Genomic DNA, 15,984 nt, shown 5'->3' on the forward strand with positions numbered 1-15,984 from the left:
GTACGCTTATTATCTTCCCATTTGCAGCAGTGCCCGCAGTGCACTCCCCAGCGCCTGAAGCCAGTTATCTGCCGGATATGCGGCTGTTCCCGCCGGACTGTAACGCTTCATGTACATGGATTCCTCGGGCGGGAGCCGGTCCGGCTCATAGACCGGCACCCGGCCAATCTCCTTACCTCCGAGCTGCAGCACTACAGTGCCCTTCAGTCCGAAGCTGCTGCCCCGGACTGTCTTCTCCCCGGCGGCAGCCGGCTCACCATTCAGAACCAGTTTGGTCGTTATTCTGGCTTCCTCGCCCTGACCAAGCGGGTAGGCAAATTTGCGGGACGTAACAAAGCTGTAACCGCTGATGCCCTCCCCGCGTTCAATTAAGGTTTTGAGCGGATAATGGTTGAATCCGAAATTAAGCAGTGCGGCATGATCATTCCAGTCATTGCCGTCATTCAGCGTCACCGCCACCAGCTGCTGGCCGCCGCGGGTAGCGGAGCTGACCAGGCAGCGCAGCGCTTTTTTGGTATAACCGGTTTTAACCCCGTCCGCACCTTCGTACAGGCGCAGCATTTTATTTTTGTTGGCCCATTTGTAATCCCATTTTTCATACGGATTGTCAGCCGTCTTCTCCTGTGTCCCCACAATTTCTTTGAATACAGGATTATGCAGCGCATAAGCAGTCAGCACAGCCATATCGTTGGCACTGGAATAATGCCCATCTGCATCCAGCCCGTGCGGATTCGCAAAATGGGTATTCTTCAGCCCCAGCTCCTCCGCCTTGGCATTCATCAGATAGACAAACCCCTGCTCCGAACCGCCGACATGCTCAGCGATCGCCGTTGCTGCATCATTTCCTGAGCGCAGCATCAGCCCGTACAGCATATCCTCCAGCAGCATCTCTTCGCCCTGCTTCAAATACAGCGAGGAGCCTTCCTTGGCAAAGGCGTTTTTACCCACCTTCACTTTGGAAGCCAGATCCCCGTTCTCTATCGCCACGATCGCCGTCATGATTTTGGTCAGACTGGCAATCAGCATCGGCTCATCCCCCCGGCTGCTGTACAGGAGCCTTCCGGATTCCACATCAATGAGTGCCGCCGCCCTGGCATGGGTCGAAACAGAAGCGTTCTCAGCAGCTACCGGATTCACCGGGACAAGCACTGCGAGCAGCAGGCACATTATCAGAATTAACGACGGCTTCACAGTAATTACAGTTAATGGTTTCATGTTCATCCTCCGGTTTTGATCAGTTCACCTGTCCTTTTCCTCCTGCCTGTACAAGTGTATGCTGAACGCCGGGCAGGTATGTCCTTCCTTGGAAAAGCAAAATAACCCCGCATAGCGGGGTGCGGTCTTAACCTGCAGGCTGATGCACGTACTTACGATTGCCTCCGTAACACAACTATTTTCTTGCACCAAAAAAGGACACCGCCATAAGCAGGCGGTGTCCCTGATATACAGCTCCGCATTCCAGACGGGCACATTCCGTTATAAGCCTTCTAATGGGCCGATGAACTCGGATGCGCGGCTTCTGTTTTAACTGGTGTCGCTTTTACTGGCGGATTTCCTACGATTTCTGCTCCCACCGGCGTCCCGTTGTTGTTCTGGAACATATTCTGGATTTTGTCGATCAGGTTGGGAGCGGAGTCAATGATCTTCTCAAACAGGTGAGTCTGGTTATCCAGCGGCACAATATGTACCCCTTCTCTGCCTACAACGAGAAAAGCGATCGGACGGATCGATACCCCGCCCCCGCTGCCTCCCCCGAAAGGAAGCATTTTGACGCTGCTGCCGCTAGCATTGACGCCCGGACCGTCATCCTCTACCCGGAAATCGCTGCCCCCTGCGGCAAACCCGAAGGCTACTTTACTGATCGGCAGAATGACACTGCCATCCGGGGTTTCCACCGGATCTCCGACAATCGTATTAACATCCACCATACCTTTGATATTTTCCATTGCCGTCTGCATTAGTCCTTGGATCGGATGGTCGCTCATGTTGATATCCTCCTTTGGCTTATAAAGACTTCTCAAGTCTTTCACAGGTGATATCATCCCCCGTGCGCAGCATTTGTATGTAAGATGTTACTTAGAATAGGCTTCTCCTGCCGGAATCAGCCCTCACGTTTAAGCAGACGTTTCCAGCTCGACAGCCCGCCCTCCACTTTGGCAATACGACGCAGCAGCTGCACTCCTGAATAGAGAACATAAGCAACATTTAATTTTCCGGTACAGACAGCCTCTGTTGAAAAACAAACCTCATCGCGGAACACCGGGACAACGAACATCCTCGGACTGCGCTGCAGTCTTACCATCTGCGACATCCAGCCGACAAGTCCCCATTTCAGGCCGGACACAACGCCTGTAGCGATGGCAGTAGAGGCTGCATCGCCCAGCGAGAAATCTGTCGACCAGTCGAACCGGGTGATACGGACATGGGATAGAACCTGTTTCATCCAGCGGTTGAATCCGCGGGTTGCCCGCAGCGCCTCCTTCACGTTCTCCCTCCAGTTCTCCACCTTATCCTTGTCGATCTGTTCTTCTGATTCATCCTCCTTACGGGCAGGGGTAATCCCGCTTTGTTCAAGCTTCACCTTTACTCCCCGGGCAATTCCTTCAAAGACCAGCTTCGGCAGCTCATAGTGAAATTTAACCAGCCCGAATAAAGCTTTTATATCGAATTCCACACGGTCATCCTTGCCGATTCTGTTTAAACGGAAGTGAAAATGAATAGAGGAAGACAGCACCAGTATAATTGCCAGCAGCAGCAGGGCTAAGGGTATAACAAGCCATAGAGTCACGGTTTTACCTCCAAGCAGCCTTTTTGTAGAATCCTTGGGTTAGTATGGCAAAGTGGACTGGAAAACATTCGGACAGACGCAAATAGCAGGAAAACTGGCTGACAGGCCGTAAAATCCGCTTAAACCTGTCCCTAACGCGCAGCGAGAACATAAAAAAACCGCTGCCCCATACGGGGCAACGGCTGTCAGAACTGAAGTATAAGGGCTTTATTGTTCAACATCCACATCATCGAATGACATCTGGCTGTCCAGCTTGTTGAACAGCAGCTGGGTTTCCTCTTCCAGACTGTCGGAAGTATCAAAATTCGACGGCTCCGGCAGCTCCTTCAGACTGGCCAGCCCGAAGCTGTCCAGGAACGATTTGGTCGTTCCGTACAGAATTGGCCGGCCTACAGCCTCTGCCCGTCCAACCTCATGAATCAGATCCTTGTTGTTCAGCGTATGAATCGCCCGTTCCGACTTCACACCCCGGATCTCTTCGATTTCCACCCGGGTAATCGGCTGGCGGTAGGCCACAATCGCCAGTGTCTCCAGTGCGGCCTGGGACAGGGATGACCGCGCCGGCGAGTAAGCCAGGCGCTCGAAATACGGAGCGTGATCCGGCAGGGTAGCCAGCCGGTAATTTCCGGCAATCTGCACGACCTGCAGGCCCCGCTCCTGGGATACATACTCCTCTTTCAGTTCCTCCAGTGCCCGGGTCGCGAGATCCGGACGCTGCTCGGTAATGTCGGCAATTTGCCGGACGGACAGCCCCTCATCCCCGGACAGAAACAGCAGGCCCTCAATAATTGATTTCAGCGTTTTGTAGTCCACTGAAGTCCTCTCCTCCTCTCCACTCCATTACAATGTCATCAAACAGCTTCTCCTGATAGCAGAAGATCGCCTTCATCTTCATCAGCTCAAGAATAGCCAGGAAGGTAGTAACAATCTCATGCCGGTCCATGCTCTCATGCAAAAGCGCAGAAAAACGCAGCCGGCCGCCCATTCCCTTGCGCATCAGCGCCTCCGAAACATCGCGGATCCGGTCCTTCACTGAAATTTCATCTCGGGTAATCCTCTGATAGGACGATCTTCTCGCCGCTTTGCTAAGCGCCTTACGGAAGGCGGCGATCAGATCAGAGGTATGCAGCCCCTTGAGCGTATGATCAAGCTGGGCCGGCACAAAGGGACCCAAATCCTCCGGCTCCTTTGTAAATATGAGGCTGCGTTCGCTTTCCATATCCATGAGCTGCACGGCAATGCTTTTGATTTTGCGGTATTCGATCAGCCGCTCCACCAGCTCTGCACGCGGGTCATACCCGTCGTCCTCGTAATATTCAAAATCTTCAATCTCGATCACCGGCGGCTTGGGCAGCAGCAGCTTGCTCTTGATCGACAGCAGCGTTGCCGCCATGACGAGGAATTCGCTTGTAATATCCAGCTCAAGCTCCTGCATGCTGTGCAGGTATTCCATATACTGCTCGGTGATCTCGCTGACCGGAATGTCCTGGATGTCGATTTCCGCCTTGTCAATTAAATGTAAGAGCAGATCGAGCGGACCTTCGAACGTCTCCAGCTTGTACAATACAGTCACGCGATTTCCCCCTGCTAAAAAAAGTAAAGTGCAGCGCCGCTAAAAGGACGCTACACAAGTAGAAAGATTTCTTATAGTCCATGCTTTCTTCTTATACATATAAATAAGCACGAATCCGGTTAATCCGTCAAGAGGGGAGAGCTTATTCCGCTTACTTAAACAGCTTGTTAAGGTTAGCCATCTCGATTGCCGAAGTAGCCGCATCCCAGCCTTTGTTGCCCGCTTTGGTTCCGGAGCGCTCGATTGCCTGTTCGATATTCTCGGTAGTCACCACGCCGAAGATTGTCGGAACGCCTGTCTTGAGGTTAATGGCTGCCACACCCTTGGCGACCTCGTTGCACACATAGTCATAATGTGTCGTGGATCCGCGGATCACTGTACCCAGAGCGATTACCGCATCGTATTTGCCGCTTTCGGCCATTTTCTGGCAGATGAGCGGGATTTCAAATACGCCTGGAACCCAGGCCACATCTACCTCATCATCCGCAACCCCGTGGCGTTTGAATGCATCAAGTGCGCCGGACAGCAGCTTGCTCGTAATAAATTCATTGAAACGTCCTACCACTACACCGTAACGCAATCCTTCAGATACTAAGTGTCCTTCAAAATAATTCGGCATTGTTATTCATCAACCCTTCATTTGTAAGTTGGTTATTTATGGCGTTGTTACGCTTTGGAATCTTCATTCTGTTCAATATTGTCAAAAGACAGCAGATGGCCGAGCTTGGCCTGCTTGGTATGCAGATAGCCGGTGTTGTCTTTGTTCTCCGGCATCTGGATCGGCACACGCTCTACGACCTCAAGGCCGTAGCCCTCAAGCCCCTTGATCTTGCGCGGATTATTGGTCAGCAGCCGGATCTGGCGGACTCCCAGATCCTTGAGAATCTGTGCGCCGATGCCGTAATCCCGCAGATCTGCCGGGAAGCCCAGCTTAAGGTTGGCATCTACCGTGTCCAGTCCTTCTTCCTGCAGCTTATAGGCACGAAGCTTGTTGATCAGCCCGATGCCCCGGCCCTCCTGGCGCATATAGAGCAGGACTCCCCGGCCCGCCGCTTCAATCTGGCGCAGCGCCGCTTCAAATTGCGGGCCGCAGTCGCAGCGGTGCGAGTGGAAGACATCACCGGTCAGGCATTCGGAGTGTACGCGCACCAGCACCGGCTCCTCGCCGGAAATATCTCCTTTGACCAGAGCGACATGCTCCTTGTCATCCACTTCGTTCGTATAGGCAATGGTCTGGAACGTGCCGAAATCCGTCGGCAGGTTAACGGACACTTCACGGGTGACCAGCTGCTCCTTCTCATTGCGGTAATGGATCAGATCCTGGATGCTGATCAGCTTGAGATCATGCTTCTTCGCAATGTCAACAAGATCGGGCAGACGGGCCATTGTTCCGTCCGCCTTGACCACTTCACAGATAACGCCGGCCGGGTACGATCCGCACATGCGGGCCAGATCAACAGCAGCCTCGGTATGGCCTGAACGGCGCAGTACACCGCCTTTTTTAGCAATCAGCGGGAACATATGGCCCGGTTTGCGGAAATCTGCCGGCTTGGCATCCGGATCCATCAAGGCTTTGATTGTCAGGGAACGCTCGCCTGCAGAAATACCGGTGGTCGTACTGACATGGTCAACCGAAACGGTGAAGGCAGTGCCGTGGTTATCTGTGTTGTGGGTAACCATCGGCTGCAGATCGAGCTCCTCCGCACGCTCCGCCGTAATCGGTACACAGACGAGACCGCGGCCTTCCGTAATCATAAAATTAATAACCTCCGGCGTGGCCCGTTCAGCCAGGGCAACGAAATCACCCTCATTCTCACGGTCCTCGTCATCGACCACGATGATGACCTTCCCGCGCATCAGATCATATATGGCGTCTTCAATCCGGTTCAAAACGCTGTCTTGCTTGCTGTTCTCACTCATAGTCCTGTCCTCCTGTCAGCTCTACGCAGCCATACCTGCCGCTGCAAAGCAGAATAGTCTGAAGATAAGAAAGTAAATACTTTACTTATCCTTATCTTTCCCCGCAGATCCGGACACCGCCCGGTTTAGGACAGTGTAGCCGTTTCTGCTTATTATACAAACCCGTTCGCCGCCAAAAAATCACGGCTGATCCGGGAGCTGTTCTCTTCTTCCCCACTGCCGGCCCCTCTGTAATGCAGAAGATGATCGACATATTTGCCCAGCACATCACACTCTATATTGATGCTGTCGCCCGGACGCTTATGGTTCAGCACTGTTTCGCCGAGCGTATGGGGAATGATCGATACGGTGAAGGCCGAGGATGAGGTGCTTACTACAGTCAGACTAATACCGTCAAGCGTAATAGAGCCTTTGGGGATGATGTATTTAAACAACGATCCCTTGTCCGGCGTAATCTCGAACACGACTGCGTTCTGGTCACGCTTGACGCTGCGGATTTCACCTGTGCCATCCACATGCCCCTGGACGATATGCCCGCCGAAACGGCCGCCGGCGGCCATCGCCCGCTCCAGATTCATCCGGCTCCCGCTGCGCAGCTCCCTGAGGTTACTGTTACGGTAGGTTTGAGGCATGACATCCACGGTAAAGGAATGCTCGCTAATCGAGGTAGCCGTCAGGCAGACGCCGTTCACAGCCACACTGTCTCCGATTTTCAGATCACTCATGATCAGCGAGGCGCCGATAGTAAGCACCATCATCTCCCCGCCGCTGCTGACACCGCGCAGAATGCCGATCTCCTCAATCAATCCGGTGAACATGTGATCCCCTCCTGAAAGATTACTTCTGTCACACTAGCTTTATCAGGTAGTGCTTCTTGCCAATACATCGCCTGTCCTAGCGGACCGGGGTGCCGCTGATACAGACATTATCCCCGAGGACCTCAACTTCCAATCCCTCAAGTGTGATTGCTTCCTTCATCAGTGCCACGCCCGGAAAATCAAAGGTTCCCGGAGCATCGGCTCCGCCGCCGACAATCTTCGGTGCATAGAACAGAACCACCCGGTCAACCAGCCCGCTTTGCAGCATCGAGCCGTTCAGCGTTCCTCCGCCTTCAAGCAGAATGGAGCCGATCTCCATCTCGCCAAGTGTGACCATCGCTGCCTTCAAGTCCACCCGCGGCCCGTCGCCGCACGTTATTACCGTAACGCCTGCCGCTTCCAGCGCCGCTTTTTTGGCGGGATCGGCTGCCGTTGTCGTCACGATAATCGTCGGTGCTTCGCCGCCTGTGACGACGTTTGCGTCCAGCGGAGTCCGCAGGCCGGAGTCAATGACGATGCGCACCGGATGAAGCCCCGGAACCTCAAGCCGTGTAGTCAGCGAAGGATTGTCTGCAATTACCGTGCCCACACCCACCATAATCCCCTGATGGCGGTGCCGCAGCGTATGTACTATTTCCCGTGCCTGCCCGTTCGATATCCATTTGCTGTCACCGGTTCTTGTAGCAAGTTTACCATCCAGCGTGCTTGCGCTCTTCAGGGTTACAAACGGCTGCTTCGTCAAAATATACTTGATGAACCGTTCGTTGAGCCTCAGGGCGCGGCTTCTCAGCAGTCCGACTTCAACATCAATTCCCGCTTCACGCAGCATCTCAAAGCCCCGTCCCGCCACCTGCGGATTAGGGTCTTCACAGGCAACAACGACCCGCGTAACGCCTTCGTCGATCAGCCGCTGGCTGCAGGGCGGCGTTTTGCCGTAATGGCTGCAGGGCTCAAGCGTCACATAGGCGGTGCTCCCCTGCGCTTTTCCCGCTGCCATGTTAAGCGCATGCACCTCAGCATGGCCGGTGCCGCGCTGCAGATGTGTACCCAGGCCGATCACAGCTCCGTCCTTTACGACAACACAGCCGACAACCGGGTTAATGCCGGTCTGTCCCTGCGCTCTTTCCGCCATATCAAGCGCAAGCGACATATAAAATTCGTCATTCATAATATTCATGATCTGCCTCCAATCTCTGCTAATTGCCTTCAGGCCTAAATAAACAAAAAACCCGTCCTCAATCTCCAGGCGGAGTTCAAGACGGGATATACGAGAGTTTACCGGCAATTCAAATAAAATGATGCGTAAATAAGCCCCTTCACCAGTGATTGTGAAAGTTCGCACATATTATTAGGGAATACACCAGTGCGCCTGCCCGTTCAGTGGCAGTACGCTATTCTCTCCTTCTTCCATCCAGACTATACTGTCGGTCCCGGATTTGCACCGGGTCCACCGTCCGTATCCAAAGGATACGACGCGGGTAGCGGACTAAGCACGCGTAGACTGTAACAGCCATTACACAGTGACATCACCGCCGGTAGGGAATTACACCCTGCCCTGAAGGATCAAACCAGTATGAAATTAGTATCATCGAATACTGCAAGTCATTAACAATGACTAAAATAAAGTTAGCACTATACGGTCAAAAAAGCAAGCAGATCATTGCGTACCAGCAGCCGGAGGCTGCTGTCCGGAATAGTCAAAACCATAGTTTATATGCCACCCTAACGGTTACGCTTCCCCCTGCTTATTGGCTTTCAGCAGATCGCGGATTTCTGTCAGCAGGGCTATTTCCGGATCGGGTGCCGGTGTCTCTACAACCTCAACTTTTACTGTTTCCTTCTGCTTGAACCGGTTGGCCACCTTGACTACCATGAAAATCGAGAACGAAATAATAAAGAAATCCACCACGCTCTGCAGGAATATCCCGTATTTCACCTCGACATCCAGATAGGTAAAAGTCAGCTTTCCCAGGTTAATACCGCCGCTGAGCAAACCTACTAGAGGCATAATAATGTCGGCAACCAGCGAGGAGACAATTTTGCCGAATGCTGCCCCGATGACTACGGCAACTGCCAGATCAAGCACATTTCCTTTGATCGCAAAGCTTTTAAATTCCTTCCACATTCCATTTCCCCCGATAAATTGAATTTTAGTTATTATAGCATTACCGGCGAGATACACCAATAAGCCGGCGCTAAAGCCCTGCAAATCTTTTGGGGCATAAAAAAACAAAGCCGGGAATCTCCGGTTCTGCACTTTTGCGCTGCAGCCATAACCGGGCGTATGCTACTGCCGGTGCAGCTCATGGTAAGTATCCCGGATGAACGTGCAAAATACGGAAGGCGGATAGTCCTGTACACGCTCATAAGCAATCTCCGACTGCTGGCGTGCTTCCTCCAGCTTCCCGGCTCTGGCATAAATTCTGGCCTTATAGGCATAAGAGGTGAATACGGCCGCGCGGTCCAGCGGATGGTGGACATCATCGGTAAGGGTAACTTTGGATAACAGCTCCAGCGCTTCCTCATCCCTCCCCAGATGATACAAGGCTGTTCCCGCAGCCAGGCTTCGGCTGGATATATACCGGTCTCCTTCTGCCTGAAACTGTTCTCCAATCTGCAGAGCATCCTCATACCGCTGCTCCGCATTCGCCTGCCTCATCTGGGCCAGCTTCAGCAGCTGTACTGACATTTTGTCCTCTGACAGCTCCACATACAGCCGCGATTTCTCCAGGTAATGTCCCGCTTGCTCCAGACTTCCGGCCATAAGGGCAAGATTGGATAACACACGGTAAAAATGGTCTGTCAAATAATATACGCCTTCTTCACGTGACAGCGCAATGGCATCCAGTGCCGCTTTCCGGCTCCCGCTGTAATCTCCCAGAGCGGATAAAGTAACGCTCTCTGCGTAATGGAGGTCAAGCTCGAACAGAAAATTGTTGCCGACTTTTTTGCTCATATACTCTTTCCTGACACGCAAAATAAGCGCAAGACTCTCTTCATACCTGCCTTGTGTAAACAGCAGCGCGTAGGTCAGATACTGGACTTTGGCGCTCTCCACAAACAATCCGAACCGTTCGTAGATCTCTGCAGCCCTTGCGACCGCCTCTTCCCCTCCTGCACTCCCTGTATAATAGCAGGCAGCCACATAGAACTCCATCAGCCGGGCGGCATCGACGGTCACCGGGAGCTTTGCGTCCAGCAGAGGCTTCACTCTGGAGACAACCGCTTTATAGTTTTTCTGCTTGAACTGGACTTCGATGTCGCGTACCAGCCTCGCCAGCTCAGCACCCTGATCATCCTCCAGAAAGTATCCGGCGTCTACTCCAAGACGCTCAGCCAGAATCTGCAGGCTGCGCATAGAGGGCATGGCACGGCCGTTCTCAATCTGGCTGAGCATACTTTTGGTCATTGCTTCTCCGGCCAGCCCGCTCTGTGTAAGCCCTTTGGATTGGCGTAATGCTTTTATTTTATCCCCGATTGTCTGTTTAGTTGTCATCTGTTTAGCCATCCTTATGTCTGTCTTTCTACCAGTATAACTTAATTTCCCGGTAAGAAAAAATAAAGTTTAATAAAATTAAACTTTATATTGCAATTACATGCCAGCACACATAGAATGTGTTTAATAATATTTAACTTTTGATTTTAAGGAGTGCTGTTTATGGTAAAGCAAAAAAGCTTTTGGGCTGCCCCAGGCAACCGGAATATGCTGCTGTTCTTTACAGCCAAGCTCGCTTCAATTCTCGGCTCCGGTATGTACACTTTTGTAGTGGGCCTGTATATCCTGAAGCTCACAGGCTCAGGGAGCAGCTTCGCCGTTACAATGGTCTGCGGAATGCTGCCGCGGATTGTGCTCGCCCCCTTTGCCGGGGTGATGGCGGACCGGATGAACCGCCGCCGGCTGCTGATTTACTCAGACCTCGGCGCCGTATTAACGCTGCTGCTGGCTTATCTGGCCGTCTCGCTGAACGGAGTCACATTGCTGCCTGTTTACGTCACCCTCGTTCTGCTCTCCGTCTGTTCTACCTTTTACGGTATTGCCGTCTCCTCTTCCCTGCTCCAGCTTGTAGAGGCAGATTCGCTCCAGCGTGCCGGGTCGCTCAATCAGATCGCCGGCTCCATTGGCGGCCTGCTCGCACCTGTTCTGGGCGGCATGCTATATGCCACCGTTCCGCTGAAGCTGTTCCTGCTGCTGAATGCTGCAGGCTTTGCGGTCTCTACCCTCATGAGCTTCGGCCTCAAGTTCAAGCCGGCGGCAGTCTCTGAAGCTTCAGCTCAAGCGAACCAGCTGCTGCCGGATAATTCTCCCCGCAGCACTGTGCTGGCAGAGTTCCGCAGCAGTCTGGCCGGTGGGATATCCTACGTCTTTAAAAAGCCTGTCATCCGCTCCGTTATGGTTATCGTCTTCTGGGTCAACTTTTTCGTCGTTTCCCTGAATGTAGTCCTGCCTTACGCCGTTGTTCAGACACTTTCCCTCAGCTCCGGACAATACGGCACCATTAATGCGATGCTCGCCGCAGGCATGCTGGCGATGTCACTGCTGCTGACCGTCCGCCGCCAGAGCAGCAGTCCGACCAGCTCATTGATCCGCGGCCTCCTTATGCTCGGACTGCTGTTCCTTGCGCTGGCCTTGCCGCTGATCGTTGATTTAAGCCCTACCGGGACCTTTATCTTTCTGATGGCCATGCTGTTTATGGTCGGCTCCACCGTAATGAATATCAATATACCGGTGCAGGTATATCTTCAGCAGACGGTCGAGTCTGCCTATCTCGGAAGAGTGTTTGCCGTCGTGGAGACAGCCTCCGGAGCGATTGCTCCGGCAGGAATGATTCTCTACGGGATGCTTGTGGACCGGGTTCCTCCCTCGCTCCTGCTCGGAGTTTCCGGCTTGTCAATCCTGCTGGTCACTTTGCTGGGCTCCAGAAGCCTGAAGCGCGGCATCAGACTGGAAGTAATGCAGCAGCGGGAACGCGCGGTGCAGCTTCATACCTGAGGCAACATCATGAATGCCGCCGGAAACACAGTAAAAAAGCCTGCGGCATATATCGCCGCAGGCTTTCTGCTGTAGCTGACCATGGGATCAGCACATATGTTTATTAACTACTCCTGATTACGTCTGCCTCTGAACACCCGGTTCAGCACAATACCTGCCGCAATCAAGCCAAGCCCTGCCAGATAGATAGGAAGCGGACTGCTCTCGCCGGTTTGCGGCAGCTGGCCGTCACCCCCGGTATCCGTTACAGACCCTTTTGGAATACTGTCATCATCGATATCGATATCCGGAGTATCCGTATCGGGACTGCCGCTGTCAGGGTCACCCCCGCCAAGCGGAATCTCATCGTCAACCGGAATTTCTATAGTTCCCCCTCCAGGGGATTCCGGTGAAACTGATGGCCCCGGTGTTGCTGCCGGAGGAGTAATTGCCGGACCGCCCGGAATCTCATCATCTACAATAATTACACCCGGCACTTCAGTACCCGGCGGAGGCGTACCCGGTGTTCCTCCCGGAATTGCCGGTGTCGGAGCAGGAGAAGGTGTTACTCCTGGTCCAGGTGACGTCGTAGCGGTAGGGGCTGCTGACTCTGTAGGTAACGGAGAGACCGTTGGTACCGGTGATGCTGTCGGCGCCGGTGATCCGGTTGCAGCCGGTGTTTCGGTTGGTACAGCCGTTGGTGATGGCGTTACCGTCGGAGCTGGTGTTTCCGTTGGTACAGCCGTCGGTGATGGCGTTACCGTCGGAGTCGGTGTTGGTGTAGCTGTCGGCTGTACGGCAGTATTGTATACGGTCAGGTTAATCCCTGCCACCGAGCTAATGGTCACCGGATATTCTCTTGTATCCAGCACATAGCCGCTCGGCGCCGCTGTCTCAATCAGAATATAGCTGCCCAGCCAGATATTGTTGAACACTGCGCTGCCTGCCGCGTCTGTCGTGCGAGTATTAACCAATACACGCTCAGTCCCGTTCAGACGGTAGAGCTCAAAGGTCGCGCCTGCCAGCACTTTACCCGTGTTCTGGGCGTCCAGCTTGCTGACGGTCAGTGTCCCCCGCTCTCCGCTGCCCGTGCCCGAGCCGCTGGATACACCGACAATGACCTCTGTCGTTGTATTCTTTTCAACATTAACAACATTATTTCCGGTAAATTTCGCGGTGTTGGTCAGCTTATCGCCTGTCTTCGCTGCAATCAGCGACTGGTACTCCAGGATATAAGCCCTGTCGATGTCACGGGCAAAGCTTAGCTCAAAGCTCTGTCTGCCATCGTCATCAGCCAGTACCTGCAAGGTGTAATCCACACCTTTTACCAATTCCGTGCTGCTCTTCGTAATATCACCGTTTGCAGCAGCTATTCCTTCATAGAGACGGAAAGAATCCGGAAGTAAAATCTGATTGATACTTGGCGTATCAATAATCTTGGCATCCTTAACATGGGACTGGCTGCGGTTCACCGCAAGGGTCCAGTCGATCTTTTCCCCGTTCTGCAGCCCACTCTTCAGGACATATTCTCCGCCGTGCGGAATCGATACCGATGCGGTCAGATCCCTGGACACCTTTTTCTCACCGTCCAGCAGATTCGCCGTGTTGACTACAGTGCTGCCGATAAGCTGGCCGGCCAGAGTAGTCTTAAAGACAACGGCATACGCTTCGCTGATGCTTTTAGCGAAAATGATTCTAAACTTACCATCGTTACCTGCGTAGTAGGAGTACGCGCTGCTGCCCAGTTCGGCCCCCAGCGTATAATCTCCCTTGGCATCCACATTCAGCTTATAAACCTTCAGTGAATCCGGAACCAGTCTCTGCCCGGCGGTCAGCACATCGGATACAACAGGAAGCTTTACCTCTTTGGCGGTATAATTGACGCCTACCGTCCAGGTCAGCTCCTTGCTGGAAGCATTGTACATTCCGGTTTTGAAACCGTTGTTCTTCCACTCACTGCGGGGAATAAACCTGCCGTCCGCACTTGTACTCTGCTTAATACCTTCAATATCTGTCCAATCAATCTTGGCAGTGTTAATAAAATCGTCGGTGTTCCCGTTCAGCCACTCATTGCTGAAATAGGTAGTATAGCTGATGGTGTAGGACCCGTTAATCGGGCTTTTGAATTTAATTTTGAAGCCGGCATTAGGCAATACGGGTGTAGCGTATTCCAGCGTATATGCTGATTGATCAAGTACTGTATTACTGCTGTTCCGTACAACGATTGTTTCCGGAATCAGCTTTTGGCCGCCCTGAGGAAAGAGGTCTGTGACCACAACATCCTTCATCGGATGGTTATCGCCGTTCAGTGTAATTTTCCAGTTCGCAGTATGTTCAGCATAATTCGCCCCGGAGAATGTTTTGTAGATAATTATAGGCCTTACAAGCTGCGTTGCCGATTGGCTGTACGTGCTGTCTGAAACGGTATTGGTAACGGTATGGTCCTTGAATACCCGCCCAACCGCTTCGGTTTTGTATTCAATTCGGTATGCAGAATTGATGCCGGCATTGAATTGCAGTTTGAGGCCCTGCTTGTTCTCCACTCCTGAAATGGCGGTTACTGTGTAATCCGTATTCTCGGTTAACGCAGCCCCCTTGGTCGCTTTTCCTGAAGAATCCAGCGTCACCGGATACACTTTAAGCGAAAAAGGCACAAGCTGCTGGGTGTCGTCGAACAAATCACTGAGTACAGCACTCTGCTGCGGAATGCTCTTCAGGTTGTAATTGTATTCGATGGCCCAGGTAATGACCTGGATACCCCAGTCATAATGAACCGCCTGTTTCTTCAGGCTACCGCCGCGCTCCACATTGACTGTCGCCGATGCACTGGCCGGATCACGCCCGTCTCCTGTAAAGGTGGCGGTATTCGTGTAGCTCGCCTCATCCCCGGTAATTCCTGTTGTATATGTGATGCGGTAAGCTCCGTTAATAACAGGATCGGCAAAACGTACTGTAAGCACACCGCCTGCAACTTCGGCAGCATACTTGCTTCCATCCACCAAAGCCCCCTGCTGCACTGAGCCGTCAAGCTGCACATTCAGCTGGTATACGGCCAGCGTCACAGTGCTGTCCAGCGACAGGCCGGCCGGGATAGGATCGGTTAGCAAGGCATTGGTTACCGGCTCCAGTCTTTTATTCACATCAACCGTCCAGTCAATCCTGTCGGCATTGAAGCCGCTCGCGGTGCCTGTCTTGGCAATCGTTGAGCCAACCTGAGGCTTGAACGTAACCGTTATGGTCTGAGCGCCTCCGTTAACCGGGAATATAATCTGCTCGGTTGTGCTTCCGCTGACCTTGGTGCGGTCAAACTTTGTGTTCACCCGCAGCGTGCCGTGCACGTTGCCATGGTCCTCAATGTAATTGCTGAAGGTCATCGCTACTTCATGTGTTGCCTGGCTGACAGTAAAATCGCCCGCCTGCCCGTCATCGGAGACAAGGGTTCCGCTGATGTCATTGTACAGCTGGAACTGTTCAGGCAGCTTGAAGGTAAAGGTGTCTCCGGCGCTGTAGCTGTGTCCGTCGGGAAGCGCCCACGTATAGTCCAGTGTTACATTCGAGTTGACATCATAGACGCTGTCCGTTACGGTACTTCCGTCAGGTCCGTAAACGGCCATGGACACACTGGTAATGATGTCCGTCTCATGTTCGATCGCTTCTGCCTTAACCTGTGTAATAAACCCGATTCCATAAGCGTACTGCACAAACAGCATTAGAACCGCAATAGCCAGACTGAACCTCTTTTTTATCATTCCCCGGTATCCCCCATTCCTGAAATTCATTTCAGCTCTCACCAAGGCTTCTGTTTAAGATGGCGCCGAATCCGCTGGTAATGGCACACTCCGCCCCAAGGCCAGTTATGTATTTCGGTCAGAAACCGTCCATCTTATGTAAACAAGCAGAATTCCTTCCTTTTCTG

At 52.8% G+C, this 15,984-nt stretch carries 13 protein-coding genes and 1 riboswitch; of the genes, 1 reads left to right on the plus strand and 12 read right to left on the minus strand.

What is annotated here, in order from left to right; all coding sequences use genetic code 11:
* Positions 1-9: 9 nt before the first annotated feature.
* From AC4G46_RS21550 to AC4G46_RS21600, 11 genes are all read right to left on the minus strand, one after another.
* Positions 10-1,215 carry a D-alanyl-D-alanine carboxypeptidase family protein gene (locus AC4G46_RS21550; protein WP_491124506.1) on the minus strand — a complete coding sequence of 402 codons (1,206 nt, stop codon included), beginning with the start codon at positions 1,213-1,215 and terminating at the stop codon, positions 10-12.
* Between the two features lie 272 nt (positions 1,216-1,487).
* Positions 1,488-1,985 (minus strand): GerW family sporulation protein, encoded by a 498-nt coding sequence (gene ytfJ, locus AC4G46_RS21555; protein ID WP_491124507.1) that lies wholly within the window; start codon positions 1,983-1,985, stop codon positions 1,488-1,490.
* A 116-nt stretch (positions 1,986-2,101) separates the two neighbouring features.
* Positions 2,102-2,788, minus strand: a complete 687-nt coding sequence (locus tag AC4G46_RS21560; protein ID WP_491124508.1) for a DUF2953 domain-containing protein — start codon at positions 2,786-2,788, stop codon at positions 2,102-2,104.
* Between the two features lie 207 nt (positions 2,789-2,995).
* Positions 2,996-3,601, minus strand: coding sequence for an SMC-Scp complex subunit ScpB (gene scpB / locus AC4G46_RS21565; RefSeq protein WP_491124509.1), 606 nt, complete (start codon positions 3,599-3,601; stop codon positions 2,996-2,998).
* Positions 3,570-4,361 carry a segregation and condensation protein A gene (locus AC4G46_RS21570; RefSeq protein WP_491124510.1) on the minus strand — a complete coding sequence of 264 codons (792 nt, stop codon included), beginning with the start codon at positions 4,359-4,361 and terminating at the stop codon, positions 3,570-3,572. The genes scpB and AC4G46_RS21570 overlap by 32 nt, the downstream gene beginning before the upstream one ends.
* 151 nt (positions 4,362-4,512) lie before the next feature.
* Positions 4,513-4,980 carry a 6,7-dimethyl-8-ribityllumazine synthase gene (gene ribH / locus AC4G46_RS21575; protein WP_039879072.1) on the minus strand — a complete coding sequence of 156 codons (468 nt, stop codon included), beginning with the start codon at positions 4,978-4,980 and terminating at the stop codon, positions 4,513-4,515.
* Between the two features lie 47 nt (positions 4,981-5,027).
* Positions 5,028-6,281, minus strand: a complete 1,254-nt coding sequence (locus AC4G46_RS21580) for a bifunctional 3,4-dihydroxy-2-butanone-4-phosphate synthase/GTP cyclohydrolase II (RefSeq protein WP_491124511.1) — start codon at positions 6,279-6,281, stop codon at positions 5,028-5,030.
* Between the two features lie 152 nt (positions 6,282-6,433).
* The gene (locus AC4G46_RS21585; RefSeq protein WP_491124512.1) at positions 6,434-7,099 is read right to left on the minus strand and encodes a riboflavin synthase; all 666 of its coding nucleotides are present in this window, start codon (positions 7,097-7,099) and stop codon (positions 6,434-6,436) included.
* A gap of 76 nt (positions 7,100-7,175) precedes the next feature.
* Complete coding sequence (gene ribD / locus AC4G46_RS21590; RefSeq protein ID WP_491124513.1) at positions 7,176-8,276, minus strand: bifunctional diaminohydroxyphosphoribosylaminopyrimidine deaminase/5-amino-6-(5-phosphoribosylamino)uracil reductase RibD; 1,101 nt, start codon at positions 8,274-8,276, stop codon at positions 7,176-7,178.
* A 218-nt stretch (positions 8,277-8,494) separates the two neighbouring features.
* A riboswitch (FMN riboswitch) is annotated at positions 8,495-8,666 on the minus strand.
* A 162-nt stretch (positions 8,667-8,828) separates the two neighbouring features.
* Positions 8,829-9,224 carry a large conductance mechanosensitive channel protein MscL gene (gene mscL / locus AC4G46_RS21595; protein ID WP_491124514.1) on the minus strand — a complete coding sequence of 132 codons (396 nt, stop codon included), beginning with the start codon at positions 9,222-9,224 and terminating at the stop codon, positions 8,829-8,831.
* A 162-nt stretch (positions 9,225-9,386) separates the two neighbouring features.
* Positions 9,387-10,595, minus strand: coding sequence for a helix-turn-helix domain-containing protein (locus tag AC4G46_RS21600; RefSeq protein WP_491124515.1), 1,209 nt, complete (start codon positions 10,593-10,595; stop codon positions 9,387-9,389).
* Between the two features lie 162 nt (positions 10,596-10,757).
* Between AC4G46_RS21600 and AC4G46_RS21605 the strand changes: the two genes are divergently transcribed.
* Positions 10,758-12,089, plus strand: a complete 1,332-nt coding sequence (locus AC4G46_RS21605; protein WP_491124516.1) for an MFS transporter — start codon at positions 10,758-10,760, stop codon at positions 12,087-12,089.
* Positions 12,090-12,196: 107 nt separating this feature from the next.
* Here the strand turns inward: AC4G46_RS21605 and AC4G46_RS21610 are convergent, their stop codons facing one another.
* The gene (locus tag AC4G46_RS21610) at positions 12,197-15,817 is read right to left on the minus strand and encodes a collagen binding domain-containing protein (RefSeq protein WP_491124517.1); all 3,621 of its coding nucleotides are present in this window, start codon (positions 15,815-15,817) and stop codon (positions 12,197-12,199) included.
* Between the last annotated feature and the right edge of the window lie 167 nt (positions 15,818-15,984).

It is taken from the genome of Paenibacillus sp. fava2 (assembly GCF_058313675.1).